This window comes from Streptomyces dioscori, from assembly GCF_003024195.1.
GTDB lineage: Bacteria > Actinomycetota > Actinomycetes > Streptomycetales > Streptomycetaceae > Streptomyces > Streptomyces dioscori.
The window spans coordinates 170,380-185,054 of the sequence record NZ_KZ679051.1; the positions used below are offsets into that span (position 1 = coordinate 170,380).

The 14,675-nt window shown below is 69.9% G+C and carries 11 protein-coding genes; 9 read left to right on the top strand and 2 right to left on the bottom strand.

The annotated features are described in order from the left end of the window. Positions 1-33: 33 nt before the first annotated feature. The gene (locus C6Y14_RS31365; RefSeq protein WP_107020247.1) at positions 34-729 is read right to left on the bottom strand and encodes a DUF1707 SHOCT-like domain-containing protein; all 696 of its coding nucleotides are present in this window, start codon (positions 727-729) and stop codon (positions 34-36) included. A gap of 167 nt (positions 730-896) precedes the next feature. Here C6Y14_RS31365 and C6Y14_RS31370 point away from each other — a divergent pair, with 167 nt between their 5' ends. The 5 genes from C6Y14_RS31370 (at position 897) to C6Y14_RS31390 (ending at position 9,087) form a co-directional block, all read left to right on the top strand. Then, complete coding sequence (locus C6Y14_RS31370) at positions 897-2,561, top strand: fumarate hydratase (RefSeq protein ID WP_107020248.1); 1,665 nt, start codon at positions 897-899, stop codon at positions 2,559-2,561. A 211-nt stretch (positions 2,562-2,772) separates the two neighbouring features. After that, positions 2,773-4,158 carry a class II fumarate hydratase gene (locus tag C6Y14_RS31375; protein WP_107020249.1) on the top strand — a complete coding sequence of 462 codons (1,386 nt, stop codon included), beginning with the start codon at positions 2,773-2,775 and terminating at the stop codon, positions 4,156-4,158. Positions 4,159-4,230: 72 nt separating this feature from the next. Next, positions 4,231-4,923, top strand: coding sequence for a cytidylyl-2-hydroxypropylphosphonate hydrolase (gene fomD / locus C6Y14_RS31380; RefSeq protein ID WP_199854930.1), 693 nt, complete (start codon positions 4,231-4,233; stop codon positions 4,921-4,923). 375 nt (positions 4,924-5,298) lie between these two features. Beyond that, positions 5,299-7,443: an ATP-binding SpoIIE family protein phosphatase gene (locus C6Y14_RS31385; protein WP_199854931.1), complete on the top strand. Its 2,145-nt coding sequence runs from the start codon at positions 5,299-5,301 to the stop codon at positions 7,441-7,443. Between the two features lie 180 nt (positions 7,444-7,623). Continuing rightward, entirely contained in the window at positions 7,624-9,087 is a 1,464-nt protein-coding gene (locus C6Y14_RS31390; RefSeq protein ID WP_107020252.1) for a catalase, read from the top strand. Positions 9,088-9,272: 185 nt separating this feature from the next. Here C6Y14_RS31390 and C6Y14_RS31395 read toward each other — a convergent pair whose 3' ends face one another. Then, complete coding sequence (locus C6Y14_RS31395; protein WP_107020253.1) at positions 9,273-11,564, bottom strand: transglycosylase domain-containing protein; 2,292 nt, start codon at positions 11,562-11,564, stop codon at positions 9,273-9,275. Positions 11,565-11,832: 268 nt separating this feature from the next. Here C6Y14_RS31395 and C6Y14_RS31400 point away from each other — a divergent pair, with 268 nt between their 5' ends. The 4 genes from C6Y14_RS31400 (at position 11,833) to C6Y14_RS31415 (ending at position 14,591) form a co-directional block, all read left to right on the top strand. Next, the gene (locus C6Y14_RS31400) at positions 11,833-12,783 is read left to right on the top strand and encodes an SPFH domain-containing protein (protein WP_107020254.1); all 951 of its coding nucleotides are present in this window, start codon (positions 11,833-11,835) and stop codon (positions 12,781-12,783) included. Beyond that, positions 12,780-13,070: a hypothetical protein gene (locus tag C6Y14_RS31405; RefSeq protein WP_318658071.1), complete on the top strand. Its 291-nt coding sequence runs from the start codon at positions 12,780-12,782 to the stop codon at positions 13,068-13,070. Before C6Y14_RS31400 ends, C6Y14_RS31405 begins: the two co-directional genes overlap by 4 nt. A gap of 307 nt (positions 13,071-13,377) precedes the next feature. Then, positions 13,378-13,902 carry a PadR family transcriptional regulator gene (locus tag C6Y14_RS31410; RefSeq protein ID WP_107020256.1) on the top strand — a complete coding sequence of 175 codons (525 nt, stop codon included), beginning with the start codon at positions 13,378-13,380 and terminating at the stop codon, positions 13,900-13,902. Continuing rightward, positions 13,899-14,591 carry an ABC transporter ATP-binding protein gene (locus tag C6Y14_RS31415; RefSeq protein WP_107020257.1) on the top strand — a complete coding sequence of 231 codons (693 nt, stop codon included), beginning with the start codon at positions 13,899-13,901 and terminating at the stop codon, positions 14,589-14,591. Before C6Y14_RS31410 ends, C6Y14_RS31415 begins: the two co-directional genes overlap by 4 nt. Positions 14,592-14,675: the final 84 nt, after the last annotated feature.

Below are 14,675 nucleotides of genomic sequence, written 5' to 3' on the forward strand. Positions count from 1 at the left end.
CGTGCTCCTCCGGTCGTCGTGGATTCGCGACCGTCAATGCCCCAGATGTTTGCGCAACTTGGCGTTCACCTTGTCGGTGACCCGGTCGAGGATGTCCTCGATCAGCTTGCCGCGCTTGGGCTTCGCCTCGATGCTCCCGAGGACGGCCAGCCCGTCCACGTACACCACGGGGGCGTCCTGTTCGCCGGAGTCCAGCGTGTCCACCTCGAAGCTGCCGAGGACCCCGCCACCGCTGCCGCGCAGCGACACGTTCTCCGGGACGCGGACCTCGACGCTGCCGAACACCGATATCGCCCTGATCACGACCTGCTGGTGCTCGAAGATCGCCTCGCTGAGGTCTATCTCCACGCTGCCGAATATCGCGTACGCGTGCGTGCGGCGGCCCACGCGCCAGCGGCCTCTGCGCACGGCCGCGCTGAACACCGCCACCACGTTCTCGTCGGCGACCGGCGGGATCGCGCCCGGAGCGGGCCGGTTGGGGGCCGCCGCGAACGCGGCCGACGCGCGGGGGCGGTGGGCCGCGGGCAGGTCCCGCACCAGCGGTTCCAGGTCGCCCACGGTCTTCGCGCGGAAGACCTCCTCGACCCGCTCCGCGTGCTCCTCCGCGGTGAGGCGCCCCTCGGCGTGGGCGTCGCGCAGCATGTCCGCGATCCGGTCGCGGTCGGCGTCGGACGCGCGGAGGTCGGTGTGCTTCCGAAGGTCGGGCTCGGTGTGCTTCTGAAGGTCCACGGCAGCAGCGTACCCAAACGCGATAGATCGCGACTAGAGGGTGTGGACAGCGGGTGTGGACGACCTACTGAGCCTTACCTCACACGCTCGGTGTCCGAGGCAGGTTCTACGCTGGTGGCGCCGCCAACGGAGGCCGGCCGCTGTCTGTCGATGAAGGATTTGGCGAGATGCCTGAGTTCGCGTACACCGATCTGCTCCCCCAGGGAGAGGACACCACCCCGTACCGGCTGGTGACCTCCGAGGGTGTGTCCACCTTCGAGGCCGACGGGCGCACGTTCCTCAAGGTGGAGCCCGAGGCGCTGCGCACGCTCGCCGCCGAGGCGATCCACGACATCCAGCACTATCTGCGGCCCGCGCACCTCGCTCAGCTGCGGCGCATCATCGACGACCCCGAGGCGTCGGCCAACGACAAGTTCGTCGCGCTGGACCTCCTGAAGAACGCGAACATCGCGGCGGCCGGCGTGCTGCCCATGTGCCAGGACACCGGCACGGCGATCGTGATGGGCAAGCGCGGCCAGAACGTGCTCACGACGGGCGGCGACGAGGCGGCCCTGTCCCGCGGCATCTACGACGCGTACCTGAACCTGAATCTGCGGTACTCGCAGATGGCCCCGCTGACCATGTGGGACGAGAAGAACACCGGCTCGAACCTCCCCGCCCAGATCGAGCTGTACGCGGCCGACGGCGGCGCCTACAAGTTCCTCTTCATGGCCAAGGGCGGCGGCTCGGCCAACAAGTCGTTCCTCTACCAGGAGACGAAGGCCGTCCTGAACGAGGCCTCCATGATGAAGTTCCTGGAGGAGAAGATCCGCTCGCTCGGCACGGCCGCCTGCCCGCCGTACCACCTGGCGATCGTCGTCGGCGGCACGAGCGCGGAGTACGCCCTGAAGACCGCGAAGTACGCGTCCGCGCACTACCTGGACGAGATTCCGGACGAGGGGTCCGAGCTCGGCCACGGCTTCCGGGACAAGGACCTGGAGGAGAAGGTCTTCGAGCTGACGCAGAAGATCGGCATCGGCGCGCAGTTCGGCGGCAAGTACTTCTGCCACGACGTGCGCGTGGTGCGCCTGCCCCGGCACGGCGCGTCCTGCCCGGTCGCCATCGCCGTCTCCTGCTCCGCCGACCGCCAGGCCGTCGCGAAGATCACCGCGGAGGGCGTCTTCCTGGAGCAGTTGGAGACCGACCCGGCGCGGTTCCTGCCCGACACGACGGACGAGCATCTGGACGAGGCCGGTGACGTCGTGCGCATCGACCTGAACCGGCCGATGGACGACATCCTCGCCGAACTGACGAAGTACCCCGTCAAGACCCGGCTGTCCCTCTCCGGGCCGCTCGTCGTGGCGCGTGACATCGCGCACGCGAAGATCAAGGAGCGGCTCGACGCGGGTGAGGAGATGCCTCAGTACCTGAAGGACCACCCCGTGTACTACGCCGGTCCCGCCAAGACCCCCGAGGGGTACGCGTCCGGGTCGTTCGGGCCGACCACGGCCGGGCGCATGGACTCCTACGTGGAGCAGTTCCAGGCGGCCGGCGGGTCGAAGGTGATGCTGGCCAAGGGGAACCGGTCGCAGCAGGTCACCGACGCGTGCGGCGCCCATGGCGGGTTCTACCTCGGGTCCATCGGGGGGCCTGCCGCGCGGCTCGCGCAGGACTGCATCAAGAAGGTCGAGGTCGTCGAGTACGAGGAGCTCGGCATGGAGGCCGTGTGGAAGATCGAGGTGGAGGACTTCCCGGCGTTCGTAGTCGTCGACGACAAGGGCAACGACTTCTTCAAGGACCCGGCGCCCGCTCCGACGTTCACGTCGATTCCGGTACGGGGTCCCGGGCTGTAGCTTTTCTTCGCCCCCGCCGCCCCTACCCGTTCCCGTCCACACATGGGGGCTGAGCCCCCTCGCCCCCGCTGATCGCGCTGCGCGCTCGTCCTCAAACGCCGGACGGGCTGGATTTCCAGCCCGTCCGGCGTTTGAGGACCGGGGGTTCGGGGGCAGCGCCCCCGAGTCAGTGACGGGAATGGGCAGGGGCGGCGGGGGCGATATACCTGCTATGACCGACTACCGCATCGAACACGACTCCATGGGCGAGGTCCGCGTCCCCGCGGACGCGAAGTGGCGGGCCCAGACCCAGCGCGCCGTCGAGAACTTCCCCATCTCCGGGCAGCATCTGGAGCGCGCGCACATCGAGGCCCTGGCCAGGATCAAGGCGGCCGCGGCCAAGGTGAACGCGGGCCTCGGGGTGCTGGACAAGGATGTCGCGGAGGCCATCCAGGAGGCGGCGGCCGAGGTCGCGGACGGGAAGTGGGACGCGGAGTTCCCCGTGGACGTCTTCCAGACGGGCTCGGGCACCTCGTCCAACATGAACACGAACGAGGTTCTCGCCACGCTGGCGACGGAACGGCTCGGCAGGGACGTACACCCGAACGACCATGTGAACGCCTCGCAGTCCAGCAACGACGTCTTCCCGTCCTCGATCCACATCGCCGCGACCGCCGCCGTCACCCGTGATCTCGTCCCGGCGCTCGACCACCTCGCCGCCTCGCTGAGCCGCAAGTCCGAGGAGTTCGCCGATGTGGTGAAGTCCGGGCGGACCCATCTCATGGACGCCACTCCGGTGACGCTGGGCCAGGAGTTCGGCGGGTACGCGGCGCAGGTGCGGTACGGGATCGAGCGGCTGGAGGCGTCCCTGCCGAGGCTCGCCGAGCTGCCGCTCGGGGGGACGGCCGTCGGGACCGGGATCAACACGCCCCCCGGGTTCTCCGGCGCGGTGATCGCCGAGGTCGCGCGCACCACCGGGCTGCCGCTCACCGAGGCGCGGGACCATTTCGAGGCGCAGGGTGCGCGGGACGGGATCGTCGAGACCAGCGGGCAGTTGCGGACCATCGCCGTGGGGCTCACGAAGATCGCGAACGATCTGCGGTGGATGGCCTCCGGACCGCGGACGGGTCTCGCGGAGATCAATCTGCCCGATCTGCAGCCGGGCTCGTCGATCATGCCCGGCAAGGTGAATCCGGTGATTCCCGAGGCCGTGCTGATGGTGGCCGCGCAGGTGGCCGGGAACGACGCCACGATCGGCGTCGCCGGAGCCTCCGGCAACTTCGAGCTGAACGTCATGCTGCCGGTCATCGCGAAGAACGTCCTTGAGTCCGTGCGGCTGCTCGCCAACGTCTCCCGGCTGCTCGCCGACCGGACCGTGGACGGCATCACGGCCAACCGCGAGCGGGCCCGGGAGTACGCCGAGTCGTCGCCGTCGGTCGTGACCCCGCTGAACAAGTACATCGGGTACGAGGAGGCCGCCAAGGTCGCCAAGAAGGCGCTCGCCGAGCGGCGGACCATCCGCGAGGTCGTCCTGGATTCGGGGTACGTGGAGCGCGGCGACCTCACCCGGGAGCAGCTGGACGAGGCCCTGGATGTCCTGCGGATGACAAGGCCGTAACGTCGTCCGGCGAGCAGGCGAACCATGGCGCTTACCGCAGCGTCGTATGCCCTGGGCACCTAATATCTGTTCATGGCAGAGGGTGGAGCGGTGACACACGTGGAAGCGGGCGGTTCGGCGGCGTACTGGAACCCCGGGAGTCAGATCCTGTGGCGGTACCGGGAGAACGCCGGCGACCGCATCCACATCGCGCGTCCCGTGACCGTCGTGCGGGACGACGGCGACCTGCTCGCCGTGTGGCTGGCGCCGGGGACGGAGTGCGTGAAGCCCGTCCTCACGGACGGCACGTCCGTGCACGCGGAGCCGCTGGAGACCCGCTACACCAAGCCGCGGACCGTGCAGCGCGACCGCTGGTTCGGCACGGGCGTCCTGAAACTGGCGCGGCCCGGCGAGCCCTGGTCGGTGTGGCTGTTCTGGGAGCCGGGCTGGCAGTTCAAGAACTGGTACGTCAACCTGGAGGAACCGCTGGCCAGATGGGCCGGCGGCGTCGATTCCGAGGACCACTTCCTGGACATCTCGGTGCATCCGGACCGCACTTGGGGCTGGCGTGACGAGGACGAGTTCGCACAGGCCCAGCGGGACGGCCTGATGGACGAACGGCTGGCCGCGCGCGTGGCGGAGGCCGGGCGCGCGGCGGTCGAGGTGATTCGGCGCTGGGGCCCGCCGTTCTCGGACGGCTGGCAGCACTGGCGCCCCGACCCCGCCTGGTCCGTACCGGCCCTGCCCGACGACTGGGATCGCACGCCCGCGCACGTGTCCACATGAGACCCTTGATGCGCCCCCGTGGTAGAACCGTAGGATCGTCCTCCGCAACGCACGGAACGAACAGTCAGGGTCGGTGTGCGACACCGTCGTTGAGGAGTGATGGTCGGGCGGCGGGCGGGTGCGCCACGGCAACTCCCGCACAAGGCGCTGGGCTTGACCGAACGTCACCGAGGGGCGGCAGGACGTGAGCGTGGGGTACGAGGGTCACAGCGGTACGACCCGGAGCCGGCGAATCAGACCGTTCCCGCCGGTGTCCGAAGGTCATTCTTCTGAGAGGCTGTCTGATCACGCGGGGATTCCGTTCCTGGGGCACGCATTCCGGGTATCGGGCTCTCTGCGGGACGAACTGCACGCACGGCGCGCAGCACCGGACGGATGGATTCGACACGCGTGACGGAGCACCCCACCTCCCATGAGCGCCGACAGCCCAGCGCTGCCAGGCCCACGGCCCCCGCGGACCCTCGCGGGGCGCTTCTGCGTACCCCGGAGCCGCCCCCTCAGGGCTCACCCGGTTTACCGGCACAGGGACGGCCTGACGACACCCCCGGTCCACCGGGGACCGTCGGCATGCCCGTTCCCGACGGCCAGAGCCCGATCGGTACGCCCGTGACCGCGGACGCGCAGGCCGCCGCCCCGGGCGTGCCCGCCGGTTCCGGGCCCGAGCACTCCCAGCCGTCGGCCACCGAACCGGCCGGCGAACCCGATCCGCACCGGCCGCGGCCCGAGTCCCTGGGCGCCGGATCCGGCGCGGAGGCCGCCGTCCACCTGGGCGGCAAGGACCGTCGTACGGGACAGAGCCCGCAGGCGCCCGGCACACCCATGCCCATGCGCCGGGACGGCGACCGGCTGCGCTTCGTGGGCGCCGCCACCCGGCGGATCGCCCGCGGCATCGACCTCGACGAGATCGTCATGGGGCTGTGCCGGGCCACCGTGCCGACCTTCTCGGACGCGATCCTGGTCTATCTGCGCGACCCGCTGCCGGTGGGCGACGAGCGGCCCACCGGGCCCGTCGTGCTGCGGCTGCGGCGCACGGACCGGATCCCCGAGGACCGGGACACCGAGGGCTTCCTGCTGCCCGCGCTGCAGCCCGAGCCGGACGTCGGCATCACCGCCGAGCTGTGCACCGTACGGCCCGGTGGCGCCCTGAACGAGGTGCTGCGCGGGGTGCGGCCCGTCTTCGCGGACGCGCCCGCCGCCCGGGCCGCGCTGCCCGAGCTGATCGGCGACGACCTGAGCGTGCCCGGCGGGCAGCGCGCGATCCTCGCGCCGCTGCGCGGCCGGCGGCGCGTGATCGGGGCCGCGCTGTTCCTGCGCCGCCCCGACCGGCCCGCCTTCGAGACCGACGACCTGCTGGTCGCGGCGCAGCTCGCCACGCACAGCGCGCTCGGCATCGACAAGGCGGTGCTGTACGGCCGCGAGGCGTACATCGCCGACGAGCTGCAGCGCACGATGCTGCCCGAGACGCTGCCCCGGCCGACCGGTGTGCGGCTGGCGTCCCGGTATCTGCCGGCCGCCGAGACCGCGCGGGTCGGCGGCGACTGGTACGACGCGATCCCCCTGCCCGGCAGCCGGGTCGCCCTCGTCGTGGGTGACGTCATGGGCCACTCCATGACCTCCGCGGCGATCATGGGCCAGCTGCGCACGACCGCGCAGACCCTCGCCGGGCTCGACCTGCCGCCGCAGGAGGTCCTGCACCACCTGGACGAGCAGGCCCAGCGCCTGGGCACCGACCGGATGGCGACCTGCCTGTACGCGGTGTACGACCCGGTCGCGCACCGCATCACCATCGCCAACGCGGGCCATCCCCCGCCCGTACTGCTGCATCTGGGCGGGCGGGCCGAGGTGCTGCGCGTACCGCCGGGTGCTCCCATCGGCGTAGGCGGTGTGGACTTCGAGGCGGTCGAGCTGGACGCGCCCGCGGGCGCCACGCTGCTGCTGTACACCGACGGGCTCGTGGAGTCGCGGCTGCGTGACGTGTGGACCGGGATAGAGCAGCTGCGCGAGCGGATCGCCGCCACCGCGGCGCTGACCGGACCGGACCATCCGCCGCCCCTGGAAGCCCTGTGCGACGAGGTGCTCGACATGCTCGGCCCGGGTGACCGGGACGACGACATCGCGCTGCTCGCCGCCCGCTTCGACGGGATCGCGCCGAGCGATGTCGCGCTGTGGCACCTGGACCCCGAGGACGCGGCGCCCGGCCGGGCCCGCCGGCTGGCCCGCAAGGCGCTGTCCCGCTGGGACCTGGAGGAGCTCACGGACTCCGTGGAGCTGCTCGTCAGCGAGGTCGTCACCAACGCCGTGCGGTACGCGTCGCGGCCCGTGACGCTGCGGCTGCTGCGTACCGACGTGCTGCGCTGCGAGGTCGGCGACGACGTCCCGCAGTTGCCCCGGCTGCGGCAGGCGCGCGCCACGGACGAGGGCGGACGCGGGCTCTACCTGGTGAACAAGCTGGCCAGGCGGTGGGGCGCGACCCGGCTCAGTACGGGAAAGGTCGTCTGGTTCGAGTTGAACCACAGCTGAGGGGTACCCAGGCGGGACTCACCTCGGCAGTGACTCGGCGATCCCGAAAGCGACCCTGGAAGCGAGCCGGAATACAACCGGAATTAGACCCCGTCCAAATGTTGCCGACATCCCGTCGGCGGAGTTGACTGCTGGGTGAGCGAAGCGATCATTCGACTCTTCTCGAACGGGAGGACGCTCGTGACGCAGGCACCCGACCAGGCTCCGTACACCACGAACAACGTCGGAATTCCGGTGGAGAGCGACGAACACTCGCTCACCGTCGGTCCCGACGGCCCGATCCTGCTCCAGGACCACTACCTCATCGAGAAAATGGCCCAGTTCAACCGGGAGCGGGTTCCGGAGCGGGTGGTGCACGCCAAGGGCAGTGGCGCGTACGGCTTCTTCGAAGTCACCAATGACGTCAGCCAGTTCACTCGGGCCGACCTCTTCCAGCCCGGGAAGCGCACGGACATGCTGGCGCGCTTCTCCACCGTCGCGGGTGAGCAGGGCTCCCCCGACACCTGGCGCGACCCGCGCGGTTTCGCGCTGAAGTTCTACACCGAGCACGGCAACTACGACATGGTCGGCAACAACACGCCGGTCTTCTTCGTCCGTGACACGATCAAGTTCCAGGACTTCATCCGCTCGCAGAAGCGCCACCCGGTGACCGGGCTGCGCAGCAACGACATGCAGTGGGACTTCTGGACCCTCTCACCCGAGTCCGCGCACCAGGTGACCTGGCTGATGGGCGACCGGGGCATCCCGAAGACGTACCGCCACATGAACGGCTACTCGTCCCACACCTATATGTGGATCAACGGCGGCGGTGAGCGGTTCTGGGTGAAATACCACTTCAAGACCGATCAGGGCATCGAGTTCCTGCCCCAGGCAGAGGCCGACGAGCTGGCCGGTTCGGACGCGGACAAGCACCGCCGTGACCTGTACGAGTCGATCGCGGCCGGGAACGCGCCGAGCTGGACCCTCAAGGTCCAGATCATGCCGTTCGAGGACGCGGCGGACTACCGCTTCAACCCCTTCGACCTGACGAAGGTGTGGCCGCACGGCGACTACCCGCTGATCGACGTCGGCCGGATGGTCCTCGACAAGAACCCCGAGGACTACTTCGTGCACATCGAGCAGGCCGCCTTCGAGCCGTCGAACCTGGTGCCGGGCATCGGGCCCTCGCCGGACAAGATGCTGCTCGGCCGGCTCTTCTCGTACCCGGACACCCACCGGTACCGGATCGGTCCGAACTACGCGCAGCTGCCGCCCAACCGGCCGCACTCGGCGGTGAACTCGTACGCCAAGGACGGGCCGATGCGGTACGTGCCGTCGAACGCGGCGCGGCCTTACGCGCCCAACTCGTACGGGGGGCCTGCGGCTGACTTCGGGCGGTTCGGTGAGCCGGCGAGCTGGCAGACCGCGGGTGAGCTGGTGCGGGAGGCCACGCGTCGGCATCGTGAGGACGACGACTTCGGGCAGGCCGGGACGATGGTCCGGCAGGTCCTCGATGACGCTCAGCGTGAGCGGCTCGTGGCCAACGTCAGTGGGCATCTGTTGGCCGATGTGTCGCAGCCTGTGCTTGAACGGGCGTTCCAGTACTGGCGGAACGTCGACAAGTCGGTCGGCGACCGGATCGCCCAGGCGGTCAGGGAGGCGTGAGCCCGTTCCGGGCCGAGCGCCGTGCCTGCTGGCGCCGGTGGGGAGCTGCGGGTCCGCTGTGGCCGGCCGCGCAGTTCCCCGCGCCCCTAAGGGCGAAAAGACTGCGCAGTTCCCCGCGCCCCTAGGAGGGGCGCGGGGAACTGCGCGGCCCGCCCCCACCGGGGCCGCAGGTCACGGGACGTGGGTCAGTCGTCCGACTGGGGGTCGTCCGGGTCCGGGGGGAGTTCGATGCCGCCGGAGGACGACGGGGCGCTCGTCGTCGGGGTGGGGTCCTCCTCCGACGGAGTCTCCTCCGGGGTGGACTCCGGCGCGGACGTGGTCGTCGGGGGCTTCGTCGTCGGATCCTTCGTGGAGGGTTCCGCGGACGGCGTCGTCGGCGTGGAGGTGACCGTCGGCGTCGGCGTGGGCTTGACCGCCGCCCCCTGCTTCGTGTCCAGGTCGAATCTGGTCACGTCACCCATCGCGTCGAACGTGTACGCCGCCCAGATCTGCGCGGGATAGCCACCGCCGTTGACGCGGCCCTTGCCCGGCAGGAGGCCGGTGGCACCCTGCATCGTCACCTGCGCGTGGGACTTCGCGTCCTCGCCGAACATCCCGACCGAGGTGACCAGGTCGGGGGTGTAACCGGTGAACCAGGCCGACCTGTTGAAGTCGGACGTACCGGTCTTGCCCGCGACCTGCTGCCCGTCCCGCGACGGGTTGTCCCGCACGGAGGTGCGGGCCGTACCGTCGTCGACCACACCCGTCAGCACCGAGGTGACGGTGTCGGCGGCCTCACGGCTGATGGCCTGATCGCCGATCGGGTCAGGGAACTTGACCGCGCGGTCCTTGTGCTCGACCTTCTTGATGACGGCCGGGGTGACCTTCTTGCCGTGGTTGTCGAGGGTCGCGTAGACCCCGGCCATCTCCAGCGGGCTCGCGCCCATCGTGCCGAGGGTCTGGGCGGGCACCGACTTGACGCCTTCGACGTCCATGCCCAGCTCGCCCGCGGTCTTCATGACCTGGTCCATGCCGACGTCGACGCCCATCTGCGCGAAGACGGAGTTGATGGACTTGTTCATCGCGGTCTGGACGTCGACGTCGCCGTAGTCGACGTCGTCCTCGTTCGGCGGGGAGAAGCCGACCTTCGTACCGTCGTCGAGGACGGGACGCTTGCTCGTGCCGTCGTAGATCGTGTTCGCCGTGATCGGGTCGTCGTCCTGGGTCGTGGCGTCCTTGTCGACGGCCGCGGCCAGGATGACGGGCTTGAAGGTGGAGGCGGGCTGGTAGTCGCGGCGCGTCGCGTTGTTCGTGAAGTGCTTCACGTAGTCCACGCCGCCGTACATCGCGAGGACCCGGCCCGTCTTCGGGTCGACGGAGGCGGCGCCGGCCTGGATGTCGGCGTCGACGTCCCGCTTCTTCCCGTCGAGCTTGCTGGTCAGCTTGGCCTTGACGGCCTTCTCCAGCTGGGCCTGCTTCTTCTTGTCGATGTTGAGCGTGATGGTCCAGCCGCCCGCCTTGACCATCGTCGCGGCCTCGTCCATGTCGGAGGCGGTGCCGTCCTCGACTAGCTGCTTCTCCAGCGTCGAGTTGGCGGCCTCCACCAGGTAGCCGGCCTGGCCTTCGAGGCCGGGTGCGCCCTGGGGGTCCTCCGGCACGGGGAACGTCATGCCGTCGCGCTTGGCGGAGTCCAGCCAGCCCTCCTCGACCATGTTGTCGAGGACGTAGTTCCAGCGGTTCTTGACGAGCTTCTTGCTGGTGTCGCTCGCCACCGCCCAGTCGTACTGGCTCGGGGCCTGGAGCAGGGCGGCGAGATACGCGCTCTGGGCGACGCTGAGCTTGTCCGCGTCGACCCGGTAGTACGCCTGCGCGGCGGCCTGGATGCCCCAGGCGTTGCGGCCGTAGTAGCTGGTGTTGATGTAGCCCGCGAGGATGGCGTCCTTGGACTGCTGGCGGTCCACCTTCAGCGAGATGACCAGTTCCTTCAGCTTGCGCGTGACGGTCTGGTCCTGCGTGAGGTAGTAGTTCTTGACGTACTGCTGGGTGATCGTCGAACCGCCCTGCTTGCCCTTGCCGGACAGGGTGTTGAGCAGACCGCGGGCCGTGCCCCTCAGGTCGACGCCGGAGTCCTTGTAGAAGGACTTGTTCTCGGCGGCGACGAACGTCATCCGCACGCCCTTGGAGACCTGGTCCAGGTCGACCAGCTCTCGGTTGACCTCGCCGTCGCGGGCGAGGGTGTCGCCGTTGGCGTACTTGTAGATGTTGCTCTGCTGGACCGCCGCCGCGTTCCCCTTGGGAACGTCGATCATCAGATAGAGCCCTACGAAGGCGGCCATGCCGAGCAGGCAGACACCGAAGAACGTGCCGAGGATCTTCTTCCAGGTGAAGAAACGGCGTATACCGCTCTTGCCGGTCTTGCCCTCCGCCCTGGACGAGCGTTTCGGCGCGCCGCGGTGTCCACCGCGCTGCCGCGCTCGTCTCTCATCCGCTCGTCCCATGGGTACGTCCGCTCCGCTTCCGTCTCTCGTGTCTCACAGGTTCATCGCTCGGGCCAGCTCAGCAAACTAACACCGCAGCTGCGGACAAACGCCTGTCGATCCGGCCTTTTACGGACGTGAGAATCAGCACCCACCCCTATGGAACCGACGATTCGCGGGAGTGGAAGGTTGCCGTGGCGGGTAAAGTGATATCACTTAGATAGCCAGACGGATCGAGCCCGGCGCGTCCGCGCGCCGGGCGAAAACACCACGAAACGGGGGAACACCCATGTCCGCACCCGACTCTCCGGACCGCGCCGACGTAGACCGCGCCGACGTACCCGAGATGCCCACTCCGCGCGTACGGGAGGTGGCCGCGCACAGCATCGGCGGCGGGCTCGCGCTGCTGCTCGGACTCCTCGGACTACTGCTGGGCGCCGCGCTGGTCGTCTCCGCCACCGCGGTGGACGCCACCGGCGGCAAGGCCGTGCTCATCGTGGCCGGCATCCTGATCGGCCTCGCGGCCTTCATCGCCATGTGCGGCCTGAACATGGTGGCGCCCGGCGAGGCCCGCGTCGTCCAGCTCTTCGGCCGCTACCGCGGCACGATCCGCGAGGACGGGCTGCGCTGGGTCAACCCGCTCACCTCCCGTACGAAGATCTCGACGCGGGTACGCAATCACGAGACGGCCGTCCTCAAGGTCAACGACGCCTACGGCAACCCGATCGAGCTCGCCGCCGTCGTGGTGTGGCGGGTCGAGGACACCGCGCAGGCGAGCTTCGAGGTGGACGACTTCCTGGAGTTCGTCGCCACCCAGACCGAGGCGGCCGTACGGCACATCGCCATCGAGTACCCGTACGACGCCCACGACGAGGAAGGCCTGTCGCTGCGCGGCAACGCGGAGGAGATCACCGAGAAGCTCGCGGTCGAGCTGCGGGCCCGGGTGGACGCGGCGGGCGTGCAGATCATCGAGTCCCGCTTCACGCATCTCGCGTACGCGCCCGAGATCGCCTCGGCGATGCTCCAGCGGCAGCAGGCGGGGGCGGTCGTGGCCGCGCGGCGGCAGATCGTGGACGGGGCGGTCGGCATGGTGGAGGCCGCGCTCGCGCGGATCTCCGAGCGGGACATCGTGGAGCTGGACTCCGAGCGGAAGGCGGCGATGGTGTCGAATCTGATGGTGGTGCTGTGCGGGGACCGGGCGCCGCAGCCCGTTCTGAACACGGGGTCCCTCTACCAGTGAGTCCGTCTCCGGAGGGGGCGCCTCCGACTCCCCCTGATCCCCCCGACCCCCTCGATCCCCCTGCTCGGCGGCGGGCGCAGCAGCAGCGCAAGCAGGTGCTGTTGCGGCTGGATCCGCTGGTGTACGAGGCGTTGGCGCGGTGGGCCGGGGACGAGCTGCGCTCGGCCAACGCGCAGATCGAGTTCCTGCTGCGGCGGGCGCTGGGCGAGGCGGGACGCCTGCCCGGCGGGGCGGGCCCGATCCCCCGCCGGGGCCGCCCTCCCCTCTCCGGGGAGGGGGAGGAGTAGGCAGGCGGGCTGCGCCGTTCCCCGCGCCCCTTCATTCGGGTGCGGGTCCGGTGGGGGCTGATCGCGCAGTTCCCCGCGCCCCTCGGGGAGGGGCTTCGCCCCGTCCCACCCAGGGGCGCGGGGAACTGCGCGGCCCACCCCCACCGGACCCGCACCACACATCCGACCCAAGCCCCGCAGGGAAGCGGTCGCAGAACCGTGACAATCGCGTCTGACCTGGCGGGACGCATATGCCGGGCACCGTTCGGGCACAGGTCTACACAGTGCGTATACACGGTGTGTATACGCACTGTGTAGAGTGCTCCGCATGTCCATCGGTCACACGCTCCTAGGGCTCCTGGAGTCCGGGCCCCGCCACGGTTACGACCTCAAGCGGGCCTTCGACGAGAAGTTCGGTCACGACCGGCCGCTCCACTACGGCCAGGTCTATTCGACGATGTCCCGGCTGCTGAAGAACGGCCTCGTGGAGGTCGACGGGATAGAGGCGGGCGAAGGCCCCGAGCGCAAGCGGTACGCGATCACCGAGGCGGGCGTCACCGACGTCCAGCGGTGGCTCGCGACGCCGGAGAAGCCGGAGCCGTATCTCCAGTCGACCCTCTACACGAAGGTCGTCCTCGCCCTCCTGACGCACCGCGACGCGTCCGAGATCCTCGACACCCAGCGCTCGGAACACCTGCGCATGATGCGCATCCTCACCGACCGCAAACGCAAGGGCGATCTCGCCGACCAGCTGATCTGCGACCACGCTCTCTTCCATCTCGAAGCCGACCTGCGATGGCTGGAACTCACCGCCGCGCGCCTCGGCAAACTCGCTGAAGCGGTGACCCGATGACCTCCACCCCCGCAGGCTCCCTGCTCGTGGCCCACGACCTGCGCAAGGCGTACGGCCCCACCAACGCCCTCGACGGCGCCGAGTTCTCCATCCACCCGGGCGAGGTCGTCGCCGTGATGGGCCCCTCGGGCTCCGGCAAGTCGACCCTCCTGCACTGCCTCGCCGGCATCGTGACGCCCGACTCGGGCTCGATCACGTACAACGGCCGTGAGATGGCGACCATGAACGACTCCCAGCGCAGCGCGCTGCGGCGCTCGCAGTTCGGGTTCGTCTTCCAGTTCGGCCAGCTGGTGCCGGAGCTGACCTGCGTCGAGAACGTGGCCCTGCCGCTGCGTCTCAACGGCACCTCCCGCAAGGAGGCCGAGCGCACCGCACTGGCCTGGATGGAGCGGCTGGAGGTCGACGACCTGGCGGGCAAGCGGCCCGGCGAGGTCTCCGGCGGCCAGGGCCAGCGTGTCGCCGTGGCCCGTTCCCTGGTCACCAGCCCGCGGGTGCTGTTCGCGGACGAACCCACCGGCGCCCTCGACTCGCTCAACGGCGAGCGCGTGATGGAACTGCTCACGGACGCCGCCCGGTCCGCCAACGCCGCCGTCGTCCTCGTCACGCACGAGACCAGGGTGGCCGCCTACTCGGACCGCGAGATCGTCGTACGCGACGGGAAGTCCCGGGACATGGAGCGCGCCGTATGAGCGCCCGCCCGTCGACCGCCACCGCCCCGCCGAAGGCCGCCCCGGAGCCGCCCGCCTGGGACGATCCGCGCCACGCGACCCCGA

What these genes read in the sequence shown, in the direction of transcription:
- C6Y14_RS31370 (WP_107020248.1), top strand. Translation starts at nt 897, where the DNA reads ATGCCTGAGTTCGCGTACACCGATCTGCTCCCCCAGGGAGAGGACACC.
- C6Y14_RS31375 (WP_107020249.1), top strand. Translation starts at nt 2,773, where the DNA reads ATGACCGACTACCGCATCGAACACGACTCCATGGGCGAGGTCCGCGTC.
- fomD (WP_199854930.1), top strand. Translation starts at nt 4,231, where the DNA reads ATGGCAGAGGGTGGAGCGGTGACACACGTGGAAGCGGGCGGTTCGGCG.
- C6Y14_RS31385 (WP_199854931.1), top strand. Translation starts at nt 5,299, where the DNA reads ATGGATTCGACACGCGTGACGGAGCACCCCACCTCCCATGAGCGCCGA.
- C6Y14_RS31395 (WP_107020253.1), bottom strand. Translation starts at nt 11,564, where the DNA reads ATGGGACGAGCGGATGAGAGACGAGCGCGGCAGCGCGGTGGACACCGC.
- C6Y14_RS31400 (WP_107020254.1), top strand. Translation starts at nt 11,833, where the DNA reads ATGTCCGCACCCGACTCTCCGGACCGCGCCGACGTAGACCGCGCCGAC.
- C6Y14_RS31410 (WP_107020256.1), top strand. Translation starts at nt 13,378, where the DNA reads ATGTCCATCGGTCACACGCTCCTAGGGCTCCTGGAGTCCGGGCCCCGC.
- C6Y14_RS31415 (WP_107020257.1), top strand. Translation starts at nt 13,899, where the DNA reads ATGACCTCCACCCCCGCAGGCTCCCTGCTCGTGGCCCACGACCTGCGC.